The sequence below is a fragment of the Rhizobium pantanalense genome (genome assembly GCF_030182525.1).
Classification (GTDB): domain Bacteria; phylum Pseudomonadota; class Alphaproteobacteria; order Rhizobiales; family Rhizobiaceae; genus Rhizobium.
In genome coordinates this window covers 325407-341297 of record NZ_JAQJCH010000006.1, presented here as the reverse complement: position 1 = coordinate 341297, position 15891 = coordinate 325407, and the positions used below count along the sequence as shown (strand labels likewise).

Annotated in this window: 18 protein-coding genes; 13 read left to right on the top strand and 5 right to left on the bottom strand. The window is 60.1% G+C overall.

Annotation, left to right across the window (positions count from 1 at the left end):
- Positions 1–135 precede the first annotated feature (135 nt).
- From PH558_RS17605 to PH558_RS17585, 5 genes are all read left to right on the top strand, one after another.
- Positions 136–2022 (top strand): ABCB family ABC transporter ATP-binding protein/permease, encoded by a 1887-nt coding sequence (locus tag PH558_RS17605; protein ID WP_285205765.1) that lies wholly within the window; start codon positions 136–138, stop codon positions 2020–2022.
- Positions 2023–2155: 133 nt separating this feature from the next.
- A complete protein-coding gene (locus PH558_RS17600) occupies positions 2156–2854 on the top strand; it encodes an acid phosphatase (RefSeq protein WP_285205764.1) in 699 nt (232 codons plus the stop codon).
- 304 nt (positions 2855–3158) lie between these two features.
- Complete coding sequence (locus tag PH558_RS17595; RefSeq protein WP_285205763.1) at positions 3159–3857, top strand: phosphatidylserine decarboxylase; 699 nt, start codon at positions 3159–3161, stop codon at positions 3855–3857.
- Between the two features lie 20 nt (positions 3858–3877).
- Positions 3878–4738 carry a CDP-diacylglycerol--serine O-phosphatidyltransferase gene (gene pssA / locus PH558_RS17590; RefSeq protein WP_285205761.1) on the top strand — a complete coding sequence of 287 codons (861 nt, stop codon included), beginning with the start codon at positions 3878–3880 and terminating at the stop codon, positions 4736–4738.
- Positions 4739–5065: 327 nt separating this feature from the next.
- Positions 5066–5206 (top strand): hypothetical protein, encoded by a 141-nt coding sequence (locus PH558_RS17585; RefSeq protein WP_015339320.1) that lies wholly within the window; start codon positions 5066–5068, stop codon positions 5204–5206.
- Between the two features lie 75 nt (positions 5207–5281).
- Here the strand turns inward: PH558_RS17585 and PH558_RS17580 are convergent, their stop codons facing one another.
- Entirely contained in the window at positions 5282–6046 is a 765-nt protein-coding gene (locus PH558_RS17580) for an SOS response-associated peptidase (protein WP_285205760.1), read from the bottom strand.
- Between the two features lie 43 nt (positions 6047–6089).
- Positions 6090–6410 carry a YnfA family protein gene (locus tag PH558_RS17575; protein ID WP_285205759.1) on the bottom strand — a complete coding sequence of 107 codons (321 nt, stop codon included), beginning with the start codon at positions 6408–6410 and terminating at the stop codon, positions 6090–6092.
- Positions 6411–6573: 163 nt separating this feature from the next.
- On the opposite strand from PH558_RS17575, the gene PH558_RS17570 reads away from it, so the two are divergent.
- The 7 genes from PH558_RS17570 (at position 6574) to PH558_RS17540 (ending at position 10867) form a co-directional block, all read left to right on the top strand.
- Positions 6574–6993, top strand: coding sequence for an NUDIX hydrolase (locus PH558_RS17570; protein ID WP_095434373.1), 420 nt, complete (start codon positions 6574–6576; stop codon positions 6991–6993).
- 94 nt (positions 6994–7087) lie between these two features.
- A complete protein-coding gene (locus tag PH558_RS17565; protein ID WP_095436226.1) occupies positions 7088–7522 on the top strand; it encodes a TIGR02301 family protein in 435 nt (144 codons plus the stop codon).
- A 104-nt stretch (positions 7523–7626) separates the two neighbouring features.
- Complete coding sequence (locus tag PH558_RS17560; protein WP_068385602.1) at positions 7627–7884, top strand: hypothetical protein; 258 nt, start codon at positions 7627–7629, stop codon at positions 7882–7884.
- A gap of 16 nt (positions 7885–7900) precedes the next feature.
- A complete protein-coding gene (locus PH558_RS17555; protein ID WP_095434372.1) occupies positions 7901–8659 on the top strand; it encodes a hypothetical protein in 759 nt (252 codons plus the stop codon).
- A 176-nt stretch (positions 8660–8835) separates the two neighbouring features.
- Complete coding sequence (gene ygfZ, locus PH558_RS17550; protein WP_285205757.1) at positions 8836–9675, top strand: CAF17-like 4Fe-4S cluster assembly/insertion protein YgfZ; 840 nt, start codon at positions 8836–8838, stop codon at positions 9673–9675.
- Complete coding sequence (locus PH558_RS17545; protein ID WP_095434371.1) at positions 9672–10289, top strand: YfbR-like 5'-deoxynucleotidase; 618 nt, start codon at positions 9672–9674, stop codon at positions 10287–10289. The genes ygfZ and PH558_RS17545 overlap by 4 nt, the downstream gene beginning before the upstream one ends.
- Positions 10286–10867: a tyrosine phosphatase family protein gene (locus PH558_RS17540; RefSeq protein WP_095434370.1), complete on the top strand. Its 582-nt coding sequence runs from the start codon at positions 10286–10288 to the stop codon at positions 10865–10867. The genes PH558_RS17545 and PH558_RS17540 overlap by 4 nt, the downstream gene beginning before the upstream one ends.
- Positions 10868–10877: 10 nt before the next feature.
- On the opposite strand, the gene PH558_RS17535 is transcribed toward PH558_RS17540, so the two are convergent.
- From PH558_RS17535 to PH558_RS17525, 3 genes are all read right to left on the bottom strand, one after another.
- Positions 10878–11540, bottom strand: coding sequence for an EF-hand domain-containing protein (locus PH558_RS17535; RefSeq protein ID WP_285205756.1), 663 nt, complete (start codon positions 11538–11540; stop codon positions 10878–10880).
- Positions 11541–11778: 238 nt separating this feature from the next.
- Positions 11779–12291, bottom strand: a complete 513-nt coding sequence (locus PH558_RS17530; RefSeq protein WP_113390074.1) for a superoxide dismutase family protein — start codon at positions 12289–12291, stop codon at positions 11779–11781.
- Between the two features lie 147 nt (positions 12292–12438).
- Positions 12439–12777 carry a hypothetical protein gene (locus PH558_RS17525; protein WP_285205755.1) on the bottom strand — a complete coding sequence of 113 codons (339 nt, stop codon included), beginning with the start codon at positions 12775–12777 and terminating at the stop codon, positions 12439–12441.
- A 294-nt stretch (positions 12778–13071) separates the two neighbouring features.
- Here PH558_RS17525 and PH558_RS17520 point away from each other — a divergent pair, with 294 nt between their 5' ends.
- A complete protein-coding gene (locus PH558_RS17520) occupies positions 13072–15831 on the top strand; it encodes a DUF2339 domain-containing protein (protein WP_483314164.1) in 2760 nt (919 codons plus the stop codon).
- The last annotated feature ends 60 nt before the right edge of the window (positions 15832–15891 follow it).

Genomic DNA, 15891 nt, shown 5'->3' with positions numbered 1-15891 from the left:
CGGCATGAAAATAGTATAAGCGTCGCCCGACCCCATAGCCTTCCCACAACGGCCATGTCTTGGCTATGAAGGCTTGCCAGTCGGCTGTGCAAACACTGTCACGCCCGGCTGCCCAATCATTCGCCGGAGACGGACATGGCAGGCCAGAAGAAAACCATATCGGCGGATTCCAGCAATCCGTTGAACACGATCGTCAATCTCTGGCCTTACATGTGGCCAAGCGGGCGCATGGATCTGAAGATGCGGGTGGTCTGGGCGACCGTCTTCCTACTGGTCTCGAAATTCTTCCTGCTGCTGGTCCCCTACTTCTTCAAATGGTCCGTCGATGCGCTGAACGGCAAGCTCGACATGCAAGGCATACTGCCGGCCTTCCTGGTCGGCGCCATCGCCTTGATCATCGCCACGAACGCGACACGCCTGATCCAGCTCGGCCTCAATCAGTTGCGCGACGCGCTGTTTGCGAGTGTCGGCCAATATGCGGTGCGCCAGCTCGCCTACAGGACCTTCGTGCACATGCACGAGCTCTCGCTGCGTTTCCATCTGGAGCGCAAGACCGGCGGCCTCTCGCGCATCATCGAGCGCGGCACCAAGGGCATCGAGACGATTGTCCGCTTCACGATCCTCAACACGTTTCCGACCTTCATCGAATTCCTGCTGACCGCCATCATCTTCTGGCGCGGCTATGGCTTTTCCTATCTCGCGGTCACGGCTGTCACGGTCTGGCTCTACATCTGGTTCACCGTCAAGGCGAGCGACTGGCGCATCTCCATCCGCCGGACGATGAACAACAGCGACACCGATGCCAACACCAAAGCGATCGATTCGCTGCTGAACTTCGAGACGGTCAAATATTTCGGCAACGAGGAGATGGAAGCCAGACGCTTCGATCAATCGATGGAGCGGTATGAAAAGGCAGCCACCAGTGTCTGGACGTCGCTTGGCTGGCTTAACTTCGGCCAAGGCTTGATCTTCGGCCTTGGTACGACGGTGATGCTGGTCATGTCCGGCTGGTCGGTCCTGAACGGCCATCACACGGTTGGCGACTTCGTCTTCATCAACGCGATGCTGCTGCAGCTCTCCGTGCCGCTCAACTTCATCGGCTTCGTCTATCGCGAAATACGCCAGGGCCTGACCGATATCGAGGAAATGTTCGACCTGCTCGAGGTCAAGCCCGAGGTGGTCGATGCGCCTGACGCCAAGGAGCTCGTCATCGGCAATGGCGCGATCGCGTTCAAGGACGTGCATTTCGCCTATGATCCGGCACGGCCGATCCTGAAGGGCATCTCCTTCGAGGTGCCGGCAGGCAAGACGGTCGCCGTGGTCGGGCCTTCGGGCGCCGGAAAATCGACACTGTCGCGGCTCCTCTATCGTTTCTACGATGTGCAGGACGGCACGATCACCATCGACGGCCAGGACCTGCGAACCGTCACGCAGAAGAGCCTGCGAAAAGTCATCGGTATGGTGCCGCAGGATACCGTGCTCTTCAACGACACCATCGCCTACAACATCCGCTATGGCCGGCCGGGCGCGAGCGAAGCGGAAGTGACTGGAGCAGCGGAGATCGCCCAGATCGGCGATTTCATCCGTCAGCTGCCCGAAGGTTTCGAGACCAAGGTCGGCGAACGCGGCCTCAAATTGTCTGGCGGCGAGAAACAGCGCGTGGCGATCGCGCGCACCGTTCTCAAATCGCCGCCGGTTCTGATCCTCGACGAGGCGACCTCGGCGCTCGATACGACGACCGAGCGCGAAATACAGGCCGCCGTCGACGTCGTCTCCAAGAACCGCACGACGCTTGTCATCGCGCATCGGCTGTCGACCGTCATCGGCGCGGATGAGATCATCGTGCTGAAAAGCGGCGTCATCGCCGAGCGTGGCACACATGCCGATCTTCTGGCGCGAAACGGCCTCTACGCCTCCATGTGGAACCGCCAGCGCGAGGCGACGCAGGCCGAGGAGCATCTGAAGCAAGTGCGTGAGAGCGACGATCTGGGTGTTATCGACCGGCTGGCACCGGCAAAGTGAGAAAGCCCGAGAGACGTTGCATTCTGCGCCCCGATGGCAAGCAGGGGGACGCAGTGATTATGCACCGATTGTTGTCACGAGACTGAGATGACAGCTTGCTAGGTACGAGGGTCTTTTTCAACGGAGCCCCCAAATGCGTACTTTTGCCAAAGCTTTAAGCCTGTTGCTCGTTGTCGGCCTGGCCTCGCCGGTTTTCGCCGAAGATGCCAAGCCTTTCACCGATGCAAAGGAGATCAACCTCCTCGATCTGCTGCCGCCTCCGCCGGCCAATGATTCCGCGCAGATGAAGGCCGAGCTCGGCGAAATCCTAACGATCCAGGTGACTCGCACGCCGGAAATGGCGGCTCGCGCAGTGGCCGACGCCGAAGAGAACGTCTGGCGCTTCTCCGACGTCATCGACAATCCGAAATTCACCAAGGAAAACCTGCCGAAGTTTTCGGCCTTCTTCGATCGCGTCGTCGAGACCGAAGGCGCCGTCGTCGATCCCGCCAAGGATGTCTGGAAGCGTCCGCGCCCGCATCTCTACAGCGATCTGGTCAAGCCGATTGTGCCGCTCTCCAAGTCCGGCTCCTATCCGTCCGGCCACACCACGGTCGGCACGCTGATGGGCATCGTGCTTGCCAACATGATGCCGGAAAAGCGTGCCGTCATCATGGCCCGCGCCTGGGAATATGGCCATAATCGTATTGTCGGCGGCATCCACTATGCTTCCGATATCGAAGCAGGCCGCATCGCAGGCACCGTCATCGCCGAAACCATCATGACGCATGAGGACTACAAGACCGAGTACGAAGGCGCCAAGGCTGAACTGCGCGCCGCTCTCGGCCTCTGACTTCCTATCGGCCGACGCAGTACACAGGAGGCCGCCGCCATCGGCGGCCTTTTCGTTGCGTCCTGCAGGGTTTCCAAGGGCGACACTTTTCAAGTCAGGGGAACGTTGGCATCTTGCTCGACGCGGATTGCGTTGAGGACGAGCGCGCGAAACCATTGCCCATGACAGAGTTTGCCTGTAGTCACGCTCGACTGGTATTCAGAGCAAGACCGCTTATCTTGTTCTCATTCTTTTGACTGGCATGATCTTGTCGAGGACCGAAAGTCGGTTCCTAACGGGAATGCCCTAACGGAGTAGGCCATAGATGAGCTTGATGAACAGCGTACGCAATGTCATCGTTCCCGTACACAAGGAGGGCTATCCCTTCGTTGCAGGCTTCTTCGTCGCGTCGCTGGTGCTCGGTTGGATCTTCAAGCCGCTCTTCTGGATCGGCCTGATCCTGACGCTTTGGTGCGCCTATTTCTTCCGCGACCCCGAACGCCTGACGCCCCAGGACGATGATCTGGCGATATCGCCGGCAGACGGCAAGGTTTCGAGCGTGCAGATGGTGACACCGCCGGCTGAGCTCAACCTCGGCAGCCAGCCGATGCTGCGTATCTCGATCTTCATGAACGTCTTCGATTGCCATGTGAACCGTTCGCCGATGCGCGGCCGCATCACCAACATCGCCTATCGCCAGGGCAGCTTCCTCAATGCCGAACTCGACAAGGCCAGCGAACAGAACGAGCGCAACGGCCTCGTGATCGAAACGAAACATGGCGAAATCGGCGTCGTGCAGATTGCCGGCCTTGTTGCCCGGCGCATTCTTTGCTTCGTCCATCCGAACGAGCCGCTGGATGCCGGCGAGCGCATCGGCCTCATCCGCTTCGGCTCGCGCCTCGATGTCTTCCTGCCGGAAGGTGCTTCGTCGCGTGTTGCCGTCGGCCAGCGGGCGATCGCCGGCGAAACCGTCATTGCCGAATTCGGCTCGGCCAAGGGCGCAACCCTTAGCCGCCGTAGCTGAAGTGTAGGAATACGAGCGAGATGAAGACGCCTTTTCCGCCTTTCGAGCCACACGGGCCTAACGACGAAGCACGCGGACCGCGTCTCCGGGAAATTCCGTTGCGGCTGATCGTGCCGAACATGATCACCGTGCTGGCGATCTGCTCGGGGCTGACCGGCATTCGCCTCGCTTTCGAAAACCGCTACGAACTTGCCGTCGTGGCCGTGCTGGTCGCCGCCTTCCTCGACGGTATCGACGGGCGCGTCGCGCGGCTGATGAAGGCCACCTCGAAGTTCGGCGCGCAGATGGATTCGCTCGCCGACATCGTCAATTTCGGCGTTGCCCCGGCACTCGTCGTCTACGTTTTCCTGCTCGACCAGGCCCGCTCGCTTGGCTGGATCGCGGCGCTGATCTACACGATCGCTGCCGGGCTGCGGCTCGCCCGCTTCAACGTCATGGCCGAGCGCGAGCACAAGGCCTCCTGGCAGTCGGAATATTTCGTCGGCGTACCCGCGCCTGCCGGCGCCATGCTGGTGCTGCTGCCTGTTTATCTGGGCTTTCTCGGCTTGACGCCGGACCACACCTTCGCCTTATGGGGTGCAGCCTACACCGTCCTCATCGGCTTCCTGCTGGTCAGCCGCCTGCCGGTATGGTCCGGCAAATCGGAAGGCAATGGCGTAAGGCGCGATCTGGTGCTGCCGATCATGCTCGGCCTCGTCGTCTATGTCGCGCTGCTGATGAGCTATACGTGGCATGTCATGGTCGTGACCGTCGTCATCTATTTGCTGTCCCTGCCCTTCGGCGCACGCTCCTGGGCAAAGAAATACGGCACCTACACCATCAATGGACCCGCCGATCCCAATGTCGACGATTCCAACGACGACATCGGCCGGCATATCTAGCGCCGGCATATCAAACCGTTGCACAACAGTCCTCTGGTGGCATCGCCGGGCTGCAACCGCTAGTCTGTAAGCCTCCCTTATCAATCAGAGGCATGACGGTCGCTCATCGGCGCAACGGGAAGCCAGATCGGCGCGATATTTCCGCAGATTCAAACATTGCGGCAGCGCGGATTCTACACGAGGTTTCGGCGCTAATCTCTCGAAATATGGTCGTTGTTTACAAAAGCTGATTGGAAAACGCCTTCGATTTGTCATGATTTACGACAAAAAGCACTACTCGACTGTGAATCGAAAAATGCTCCGGGGGAGCATGGTGAGGAGTGAAACATGACGCAGAAGAAAGACCAGCCGGCACAACCGCAGGCAAAGATCGATCCCAGCAAGCATTATCGTCCGCTGGGGCTGAAAGCCGTTCTTGCAGCCCATCTGATGCTGAAGACGAAGCCTCTCAAGAAGAAGATCGCCTGAGAATATAGCTCTGCCCGCCGCCGACAAATACCGGCAGGCAGCATTTCCGGTCACTGGCCGCTAAATGGCGGCCGCTTAGAGAAGACTTAGCTGGCCATCGTCCGGATCCGCCTTCTTCGGCGGTTTCCTGACCGGATCGAGTACCACGGGTGTCTGCACATCCGGCCCCATATTGGCAACCTTGTTGACGCGATCCGAAACCGGGATCGCCTCGAAAAAATCCTCCTGGACCGGCTTCATCAGACCAAGGACATCGCAAGGCTCCTGCGTCTTGCAATCGAGCCAGCGGGCAAAATCCTCCGGCTTGATGACGACGGGCATGCGGTCATGGATGGATCGGATGGCGCTGTTTGCCGCCGTGGTCAGGATCGCACCCGTATCGACTTCCGAACCGTCGGCCGACGACCAGGTTTCCATCAGCCCGGCAAAAGCGATGACGCCGCCACTGCGGGGCCGAATCCAGTAGGCTTGCGGCTTCTCACCGCTTTCCTTCGGCGGCCGGTGCCATTCGTAGAAGCCGGATGCTGGGATGAGGATGCGGCGATGGCGCATGGCCGCGCGGAAGGAAGCCTTGCCGATCGCCGTTTCCGCCCTCGCATTGATCAGAAGCGGGAAATCCTTGGGGTCCTTCACCCAGTCGGGCATGAAGCCCCAGCGCACGAGCAGGGCGCGACGATCCGGCAGGTTGCTTCCCGGTCGCTGCCGATCGCCCGATATCACGACAAGGATCGGCTGCGTCGGCGCGATATTGTAGCGCGCGGGAAAAGCCTCGTTCAGCAGGACGCCGAGCGCTTCCCCCACGTGATCTGCCGTTGATGTCAAAGCGAAACGTCCGCACATGAGGCCTGTGTTGCACCCGAAAAGCGGCGGGTCAAGCCTAAGATCAGCCGCGCGGCCCGAAGAGAATGATCCCCGCGCCGGCAAGGCAGATGGCGGCCCCAGAAATATCCCATCGGTCCGGCAGCCGTCCTTCGGCGAGCCAGAGCCAGAGAATGGAGGCAATGATATAGACACCGCCATAGGCAGCAAAAGTGCGGCCGGCCGCCTCGCTCGGCACCAGCGCCAGCAGCCAGGCAAAGAGCGCCAGCGAGACGAGGCCGGGTGCGAGCCACCAGACGGGCTTCGACAGACGCAACCAGGCCCAGAAGGCAAAGCAGCCTGCAATTTCGGCAAGAGCCGCCAAAGCATATAGCCCGAAGATCATCCCGATCGTTCCTATATTCGGTGCATTCAGAATCGTCGCCTTAGCCGGAAGCGAGTTAAGGGGCTTTCCTGTGGGACAGCAAGCGCCGTTTCCTGTAGAAATTGGCCGCAGATGGCTCGTTGCCATCGCGCATCGATCTTCCTATCCGAATGCAAAGCGATCCATGACCTCCAATCCTCGCCCTGCCTCCTCGGCCATTCTCCAACGCAACGGCCGCTTCCTGCTGGTGTTGCGCAGCAATCCCCCGTCTGCCGATATGTACGCCTTTCCGGGAGGACGGGCCGAAGAAGGAGAGACACCGGCCGACGCGGCACTGCGTGAGTTCAAAGAAGAGACGGGCATATCTGCGCGCAATCCCCGACTGTTCGAGACGTACGACCTGCGCTCCCACGCGGCGGACGGAACACTGACGAGCCACTTCCTGCTCTCGGTCTTTCTTGTGGATGCCGATGAGGATGCGGTCGCCGAAGCTGCCGACGATGCGGCTGCCATTGGTTGGTACACGCTGGAGGAGGTGCGCACCTTGCCCGTTCCCGCCAGTGTGCTCGAGTGCGTGGAACGGCTTGCTGCAGAAAACGCATAGCTCGGCGCCGAAATTAACGATGCTGAGCAATATCGGCGTGGAAACCGCCTGCCACGCCTTGTTCCCGTCATGCTTGTCCGGTCAACATGGTTACATGATTCATAACAGCCTTGGCCGACCGCTTCTGATCTGCATCGCGCTTGCCGCAGCCTTTCCCGCTGCCGCACAGCCAGCAGCAAGCGCGCCGCCGGCACAGGCTGCCGATAATGCGAATGCCGAGCAGCCGGCACCCTATGACGAGCAGCTTTCCCGACTTTCCGAAATTCTCGGTTCGATCGACTATCTGCGCAATCTATGCAGCCCGACGCAGGAAGACGGATGGCGCGGCGACATGCAGCACTTGCTCGACACGGAGACCAAGAGCGAGCCGAAACGAAAGGAAAGGCTCACTGCGGCTTTCAACCGTGGATATCGGTCCTTCGCATCGGTTTACACGAATTGCACGCCGCAGGCCCGCACCGCGGAAGAGCGATACCGTAACGAAGGTGCAACACTGGCGACAGAAATCACCGCACGCTTTGGAAATTGACGATTTATTAACCTCTTTTCATAGCGAGCCGTGTCGTTTTGGGAAAAGGCTGATAGAGTTATTAAGCAAGTGGTAAGGACATGAACGTCTCGAGGAAAGAAACAATGGAAACCAGCCTGAACGAAATCGACGACATGATCGTTCATGAAAAGATGCAGGCAGCGCTGGAATACCAGAATGAGGCTTGGGCCGACGGCATGGCAGATGGCATCGAGCCCGAAATCATCGCCGACGCCGCCATCGCCCACGCGATTCGCGAGACGATCCGGAATCAAGGGGAACAGGGCGCCGAAGCCTTGCTCGAATCGCTGCGTGAACGCATGCTCGCTGGCGAGTTCTCTCCGAACCGTACCCTGCAATAACACTCAGAGATTGCTAATGCGTATCTTTCCAGGCAATGCGCTCACCTGTTCCATTGCCTCGTTCGCTGCCGTAACCCTGCTTTTGGGCAGCACTGCCTTGCCGCTACCGGCCAATGCCTTTTCCCAGCTCAACCCGCCGGCTCCCCAGGCGAAAGACGCAGTACAGTCCACTCCCAAAAAGAACGAGAAGCCGATCGAGCAGGCGCTGGAAGCGCCTGCCAATAACGCGCTGCCAATGCCCGATCCGCTGATCAACAAGCAGGCAAGCCAGAGCAGCGGCGATGCTTCAAACACGAACAAGTCAGTCGAATTCCTCTACGATATCGACAAGGCGCCGGAGCCGGTAAAGAAGCTCCGTGCGGCAATCGTCGAGGCTGCCGCTTCCGGTGATCTCGAACGCCTGCGCCCGCTGATGAATGTCGGCGGCGGGCTCAAGCAGACGCAGGTCACCGCCGACGACCCCGGCGAAGATCCGATCAAGACCCTGCATGATCTTTCAGGTGATCCCGACGGCATCGAGATCCTTTCCATCCTCCTCGACATCATGTCGACCGGCTTTGCTCATGTCGGCCAGGGAACCCCTGACGAGGTCTATGTCTGGCCCTATTTCGCCGAGAAGGACATCAAGACGCTCTCCACGCCGGAGAAGGTCGATCTGATGCGCATTGTGACGGCTGGTGACTATGCCGACATGCTGGAATTCGGCGGCTATAATTTCTATCGCGTTGGCATCACGCCGGACGGCCGCTGGAAATTCTTTACCTCGGGCGAATGATCCGGCCGGGGAACTTGCGGTTCCCCGCCGAAGGCCCTACCTCTGCGTGATGAAGCATGTCGCGCAAAAGTGCGCAGCGGTTTTGCGGCAACGACATGCGCAAGATCAAAGACCTGAAGCGCAGGAAGCGATCTGAAAGATCGCGACGTGCTTTAGGCCAAATCAGCGGAACCATCATGCCAGCCGTATTCCTTAGAGAGCGCTCCTTCATCCGCATTGCCGGCGCGGAGGCGGAGACGTTCCTGCATAATCTCATCACCACCGACCTTGCCTCGCTCGGCACCGACGAGGCGTGCCCAGGCGCGCTGCTCACGCCGCAGGGCAAGATCCTGTTCGACTTCATGATCTGGCGGGATGGCCCTGACTTTCTGCTCGAAACGGACACGGCGCAGCGGGAGAGCCTGCTCAAACGGCTCACCATGTATCGCCTGCGCGCCAAGGTCGATTTCGTCGCGGAGGAGATGCAGGGCGTCACGGTCGTATGGGGAGATGCCACGGGCGACAGTCCCAAGGACAGCCGCTTCGCAAGGGCGGGAATTGTGCTGACCCGGACGCCCGGCGAGCACGGCAGCGATCCCGAGATACTTTATGACGCGCTGCGTATCGACAACGGCATCGCCGTTTCCGGCCGCGATTTCGCATTGCAGGAAGCTTTCCCGCATGATGTGCTGATGGATCTGAATGGCGGGCTGGGCTTCCGCAAGGGCTGCTATATCGGCCAGGAAGTGGTTTCCCGCATGCATCATCGCGGAACGGCGCGCAGGCGTGTCGTCATCGTCAACGGCAGCGCCGAGTTGCCGCCCTCCGGCACGGAATTGACTGTCGGCAGCAAGCCGATTGGAACGCTCGGCTCGACCGTCGGCAATATGGGCCTAGCCATCATCCGCATAGACCGGGCCGGTGAAGCCATTGCCGAAGAGGTTCCGATAAAGGCTGGTGAGGTCGACGTCACCGTGTCTCTTCCGACCTGGTCCGGCCTCTCCTTCCCCACCCGCGCCGATGAGGCGTCGGCATGACATCGGTGACGACCGCGCGCGCCTGGCAGCGCATGTTATCCGGGCGCAGGCTCGACCTTCTCGATCCCTCGCCGCTCGACGTCGAGATCAGCGACATTGCGCATGGGCTTGCCCGTGTCGCGCGCTGGAATGGACAGACCGCCGGCGACCATGCCTTTTCGGTGGCGCAACACAGCCTTGTCGTCGAGGCGATCTTTCGCCATCTCAATCCGGCAACGCCCGACGAACTGCTTGCCGCCTTGCTGCATGACGCACCGGAGTATGTGATTGGCGACATGATCTCTCCGTTCAAGTCCGTCGTGGGCGGCGATTACAAGGTCGTGGAGAAGCGACTCGAGGCGGCAATCTACCGGCGCTTCGCCCTGCCCCCGCATTGCGCGCCAAAGCTCAAGGAAAAGATCAAGAAGGCCGATACGATCTCGGCCTATTTCGAGGCGACGCTGCTTGCCGGCTTCACGCCCGATGAAGCCCGCAAATTCTTCGGCCAGCCGCGCGACATCACACGCGAGATGCTACCGATCGACCCCATGCCGGCAATCGAAGCACAACGGCTGTTCCTCAAGCGCTTCGAGGCGATCGAGGCAGAGCGCGTTACCATGAGGGTTGGAGCGTGACCGCGATCGTCATATCGCCGCTTGCGCGCATCGCCGAAATGGCCGTTCACCATGGCGCGCGCGAAATGATCAGCCTGATGGCCAAGGAACACAGCTTCCACCGTCCCGCGGTCATTCAGGCGGATCGGCATCTGCTGCTCAATATGAACGACATCAGCTTTGCCGGAACCGGCGATCTCGTCGCTCCCCAGGAGACACATGTTCGCGCCATCATCGATTTCGCGACTGGCTGGGATCGCAGCGCGCCCTTGCTCATCCATTGCTGGATGGGCGTCTCACGCTCGCCGGCGGCAGCACTGATCGCGGCCTTAGCCGTTCACCCGGAGGAGGACGACCTTGTGCTGGTGCGCCGCCTGCGCGCGAGCTCGCCATTCGCCACGCCGAATGCCCGACTCGTTGCCATCGGCGACGACATGCTTGGACGCCGGGGGCGGCTGGTTGCTGCAGTCAAAGAGATCGGCCGTGGCGCGGATGCTGACGGCAATGCGCCTTTCATGCTGCCCTTGGCCGACTCGAGCACTGGCGCTTTAAAAAACGGAGACAGCGTTGCGCAATCTCCGCTCGCTTCACAGCAATGAACCACCGCGATCACGCGGCGACGACATCCGTTTGATCCGGGTCATACTGACCGTAAGTATTCTGATAAAGCGACGGCGGATCCTGCATGTCGTTCAGCAAGACGTCCAGCGCCTGATCTTTAGCAAGTGTCGCGGCATCCGTTGGACTGCTGTCGCTCGTATCGGGCTCCAGCGACAACATATCGGCGGCTGAGGCATCCGACGATTTCAGGGCATCGAGACCCTCGGCGAGCTGATCCTTGGTCAGGGAGCCGGCGTTTTGCATATCAAGGCTCTTGAACAGGTTTTCCGCATCGCTCTCGCTCATATCCTTCGGACGCCCAGCAACGAACTCGTCCTGCGAGACTTTGCCGTCCTTGTCGATGTCCAGGCTGGCAAACAGCTGGTCCATGGGCGATTCGCCGGAAGAGCCAGCGGCCGACGTGGAACCGCTTAACTGGCTGTTCTGCTGCATCTGTAACAGCATCGAGGCCAGATTGCCGGAAAAGACATCCGTCGCGCTGGGATCACTGCTGCCGTTACTGTCCTCATCGTTGAGAATGCTCGCCGACAGAAGACCGGACTGCGCCGCCTCCTCCAGCTCCTGCGCATCCACGACGCCGTCCTGATTCTTATCCAGGGGACTGTACGAGGCAGCCGTCATGCTGCTTCCAATTGAAGAAACCCCGCTCATCCAAATCTCCTACGGCAAATGCCATCGCGTGTTTGATAGACCCCGGCACGCTTAGTCATCTGCAGATAGGATAGATCTGTTTGCCCTGCCGGTTGAAGATCGGTGTTAATTCACCATTAACCATAATTGACAGACACCGAATCATATCGCCGGTGGGCGCCTAGGCAGCAGAAACAACCGCTGCTTGGCACCGCCGCTTCATTGGCGCGAATCATCTTTGCTTGCTTAAGGACCGGCTTCATTGGATGACGGCACATGCCAGGCGCTTGCCGGCGCCGCCGACGGGCTGACTGCGATAATCATCCGAGTCGGCATGGATCATCAGCGTGCGGCCGCGGATGCCGTTCTTCCCGTTCAGCGATACCATGCCATTGAAGACCTGGGCACGCAGCTTGCCATCCTGATCGACATACTGGTTGGGCATATCGCCGGCATGCGGACCGTTCGCGGCCAGAAAGCCGTGTTCGGCCTTGGTGGGATTGAAATGGCCACCGGCGGACTCGAAGCCGTGTGCATGGTCGCAACGGCTATTTTCATGGATATGGAAGGCGACCCAGCGATTGGCCGGCATGCCTGACACTTCCATCTCGATCAGCACGCCCTTTTTGCCCTCGGTCAAGGTCGCCCGGCCGGCTTGTTTACCGTCGAGACCGACGAAATCAGCAGTGGCGGTGTTTTGACTTTGGGTTTGCGCTGCCGCGGGCGCGGCTGCGGCAAGGGCAAGAATTGCAACGATCGTCATCCGCTTCATGGAACACCCTCCCTGTTCTGCGTGGCAATTGCCCAACGCGTGGCAGGCATGAGGGTTCCGGCGAATGGAAAAAATGACCTTAATCAAAATGATAAGGCGACTTACCGGCATTCCGGCGGGCCGCCTTACATCGGATGAAAGTGCTTGTCAGGCCGCTATGCTGTCGACGTCATACTGGCCGTATGTGCTGTTATAGGCATCCATCGGCGACAGCAGATCCAGGTCGAAATCGACATTGGATTCCGGTGACTTGGCCGTGGAAGCGATATCGGCGCTCGGCAATTGCATGAGCTTGGCAATGAAGCCGCTCAGTGCACCATTCGAACCATTGGCAGCAGCGTCGGTACCGCTGGCCTCGAGAATGCCGGGGCGCTCGTCCACCGCGCGTTCCTCTTGGCTCAAAAGACCATCGCCATTCGAATCGAGACGCGAAAGCGTGCCACGATACGGGTAGGAGCTGTTGGATACGGAAGAAACATGGGACATACAAACCTCCTAAGGTAGGAGCCGCCTCATGCGACGTCGTTTGTACGCAATACATTCAGAGTTAGACTATGAGACGTTATTAAGCTGCTTCGCGCTGCCGGTAAAGACAAATTATTAATGAGTATTAACCATAGTTCTCAAGCGGTAAATCTGAATTTCCTAATGTTCCCTTTGCAATCCGCTATGAGGAAATCCGGCATAATCCACTGGAATCATAGGGGAATCTGACTATCTAGTCTTACCCGGCGAGCGGTTTCGTATATGCTACGGCGGATCGCCCATGGAGAAGACATGATGGAATTGTTACCGCTCGTCATCCTGGTCGTCGGTATCCTGGTACTGCGGGGCCACAACCTAAGGATAAAGCAGCTGGAAGCGCGCGTTCAGGAGCTGCAAAATGCTCTCGCGGGTAAGATGCTGACGGCGGAAACGGGCAAATCGATTCCTGCGACGGATTCGACGGCTCTTACTGCTCAACAGCCTGTCGAAGAGGAGCCGAAAGCGGTGATCGAAGAGATCTCCGCGCCCGATACCGAGCAGCCGGCCCTCGCCGCAAACAATGTCGCGGATGCGGCCGCGGAAGAGCCCACTCTTCTTGCCGGCCAGACATCCGCGCAGGCCAAGGAAAGCCTGGAGAGCACGATCGGTGCACGCTGGGCCGTCTGGGTCGGCGGCATGGCGCTGGCGCTCGGCGGCATCTTCATGGTCAAATATTCGATCGAGAGCGGTCTTCTCAGCCCCGGCATCCGGCTTGTTCTTGCCGCGCTCTTCGGTCTCGTCCTGATCGCCGCCGGTGAAGTGATCCGCCGCCGCGCCGCGCCGGTTCTGAACAATGCCTTCCAGAATGCAATGATCCCTGGCGTCTTGACGGCGGCTGGCGTCGTTGCACTGTTCGGCGCGACCTATGCCGCGCATGCCATCTACGAATTCATCGGCCCCACGACCGCCTTCATTCTTCTCGCACTGATCTCGCTCGCCACGCTCGGACTATCGCTGTTGCACGGACAAGCGCTTGCCGGCCTCGGTCTGCTGGCATCAATGGCAACCCCTGCGCTGATCGCATCGACTGCGCCACGCCCTTGGACACTCTTCGGCTATCTCGTTTTGACCTGGTTTGCGACCCTGCTGGCGTCGCGCCTGCGTCGCTGGCTGATCGTGCCATCACTCGCAAATGGGCTGCTGAGCCTCTGGCCTCTGCTCTACATTACCTTCAGCCCCGCGGTCGATCTGACGCCGGTTACGCTTGCTGTGCTTGCGATGATCGGCGGCACCATCTTCCTCTGGCCGGGGCGCTATCCGATCTCCGAGGTGGCAAAAGAAGGCAACGCAACAGCACCGTCCGAAGATATGCCCCAGCAATCCAGCGCCGGCATGGAATGGGCGGCGTTTCTCGCCCGGCAGCCGCTCGGAATGACGCTGACGGCAGCGATTGGCGCGCTTGCGGTATCGCTCTGTATCGTCGGCTACAGCCTTCGATATGGATATCCCATTGTTGACGCCGCATTCATGTTTGCGGCGATCGTTGCGGCGGTAGCGGCCTTCGGTGCCGGCCGCCTGCATGCAGCCTGGGCAACGATCCTGTCAGCGCTTGTCGCCATTATTGGCACGTCCGGCATTCTGACCAACTGGATTGGCGGGATCGAATCCACAGGTACGGACGGAACCGCCAGCCTGCAAAGCACAGTGCTCTATGAAGTGCTTGGCCTCGGCGTCCTCTTCGTGCTGATCGGTGCCTTCTTCCTCCGGCGCTTCGCCCAGGCGGAGAAACCCTATGCCGCGCTTTGGAGCCTTGTCATGGCCGCCACGCCGCTGGCGATCGCAACGATCAGCTTCGTCAACTTCGGCAATTGGACGCTCGACTGGCTACATGGGCTCTACGGCATCGGACTGGCACTAGTTCTCATCGGGCTTGCCGAATGGCAGGATCGCCGAGACGACGAAGTGCTGAGCCTGCCGGCGAACATTCTCGCTGCCGGCTCCTTCGCCGCGGCCGTCTTCGCCCTGCATACGCTTGCGCATCATGCCACCGCGACGATCCTGCTGCCGATTCTCGGTATCGCCTATCTTTTGGCGGGGCGCTTGCGCAATTGGCTCGTTCTGCCCTGGACCATGGTTGCCGCGCTCGTCATCGCCATGGGGCGCATCGCCTGGCAGCCGACGATCGTCGATCCCTCTGAACTTGGGACGACGCCGGTCTTCAACATGCTGCTTGCCGGTTACGGCATTCCGGCCGCCCTTGCCGTCCTTGCGGCGTTCATCACGCGTGATTCGCCGAGCCTGCGGCTGCGCAACGCTTTACAGGCGCTCGCCTGCTTCCTCGTGTTGTTGACGATCGCCATCCTCGTGCGCCACGCCATGAACGGCGGCATTCTGAACGATGCGGCTCCAACGCTCGGGGAACAGTCGATCTATACGCTGCTGGCAATCGGTGCCTCGGCGACGCTGATGGCGCTCGATCTCAGCGCGGCGAGCCCTGTCTTCCGTTATGGCGGCATGGCGCTCGGCGTCATTTCGGTCTTCATGATCCTGACCCTGCATCTGCTGGGGCTGAACCCGTTCATGACGGGTGAGAGCACAGGTGGCATCCTGCTTTTCAACCTGCTGCTGCTCGCCTATCTCCTGCCAGCCATCGCCTATGGCGGCCTGGCGCTCTTTGCCCGCAATCGTCGTCCCCTGCCCTATGTCGGCATGCTGGCGGTCGCTGCGGCCGTGATGGCCTTCGCATGGGCAACCCTGTCGGTGCGGCGCTTCTGGCAGGGCGAGTACATTCCCTTCTGGAACGGTTTCATCCAGGGGGAGCTCTATTCCTATTCCGTCGTCTGGCTGCTGATCGGCATCGCGCTTCTCGGGCTCGGGACCCGCCTCGAGGCCCGGAGCCTGCGCATCGCCTCGGCGGTGCTGGTCTTCATCGCCGTCGTCAAGGCCTTCCTCATCGACATGGCGAACCTGGAAGGCTTCCTGCGGGCGCTGTCCTTCATCGGCCTCGGTGCCGTGCTGATTGGGATCGGCCTGTTCTACCAGAGGATCCTGACGCGCAAGAAAGCGACGGAATGATTGCGGCGAATCCTTTCGCCCGGTAGGAAGAAAGAACCTGCCGACTGACCATCCCGGAGC